The sequence below is a fragment of the Streptococcus pseudopneumoniae genome (assembly GCF_001068775.1).
Lineage (GTDB): Bacteria > Bacillota > Bacilli > Lactobacillales > Streptococcaceae > Streptococcus > Streptococcus pseudopneumoniae_N.
The window spans coordinates 1-381 of the sequence record NZ_JWAJ01000118.1 but is presented as its reverse complement, the minus strand read 5'-3'; the positions used below and the strand labels follow the sequence as shown (position 1 = coordinate 381).

The 381-nt window shown below is 40.7% G+C and carries 1 protein-coding gene; it reads right to left on the bottom strand.

Going from position 1 to position 381, the window contains the following annotated elements; genetic code table 11:
• A partial coding sequence (locus ADF68_RS06555) for a transposase family protein (RefSeq protein WP_049549126.1) occupies nt 1-381 on the bottom strand: 381 nt, incomplete at both ends.

Sequence of the window (381 nt, the reverse complement as noted above, 5' to 3'; positions counted from 1 at the left end):
CTCATCTTACCTTTCTTGAAGCTGTATTCATCCCAAGACATGTGAGTTGGAAGGAAAGATAAATCTGTCTTGAATTTGAATTCTTTCAATTTACGAATGACTGTCGAAGTAGAGACAGATAGACTTTCTGCGATAGCCGTCATAGGGACTTTCTCGATTAATTTTTGAGTGATTTTGTGGTTGACGATGGTCGCGATTTGGTGATTCTTTTTGACTAAGGAAGTCTCTGCAACAGCTATTTTCCCACAGACTTTACAACGGAAACGGCGTTTTCTCAATCGAATGAGAGTCTTGTATCCTGCACATTCGAGGTAGGGAATTTTAGATTCTTTCTGGAAGTCATATTTAGTCATTTGCCCTAGGCAGCGAGGGCACACAGGT